At 42.0% G+C, this 490-nt stretch carries 1 protein-coding gene; it reads left to right on the top strand.

Annotated features, from left to right (window positions below; translation table 11 throughout):
- On the top strand, nucleotides 1-490 hold a 490-nt coding region (locus J8L88_RS23415; RefSeq protein ID WP_211062088.1), incomplete at both ends, for a DUF11 domain-containing protein.

The following is a 490-nucleotide window of genomic DNA, read 5'->3' as shown; positions in this document are numbered from 1 at the left end:
CGGATGAATATTTGAATGTTGCTCAGATTACGGCTAGTGATCAGTTTGATCCGGACAGTGATCCGACGACAGATAATACAGTTGATGAAGATAATGCTGATGGTGATAATGATCCATCAACGGGCGGTGATGATGATGATGAGGATACTTTTGTAGTTACTCCTACTGCTGCTGATTTATCTTTAGATAAGAGTTTTACGGATGTTAATGGAGCTCCGGTTAATGTAGGCGATGTATTGACCTTTAGTTTACAGATCGACAATGCAGGTCCAGATGTAGCTACCGGAGTAAGCATCGAAGATGTATTGCCAATCGGTTATAGTATTGTACCAGGTAGTATTAGTGATGGCGGAGTTTACAATGCAGGAGCTACGACTATTAATTGGTCTTTATCGAGTGTTGGTTTAGCAGGAGTTACCTTAACATATGATGTTACGGTGAATGCCCCAACGGGCGCTGTGGGAGAGTATACGAATGTTGCTCAGATTAC

This window comes from Aquimarina sp. MMG015 (genome assembly GCF_018100855.1).
In the GTDB taxonomy this organism is placed as follows: Bacteria; Bacteroidota; Bacteroidia; order Flavobacteriales; family Flavobacteriaceae; genus Aquimarina; species Aquimarina latercula.
Note: the sequence above shows the minus strand (reverse complement) of the source record. Positions and strands in the feature narration are given on the sequence as shown.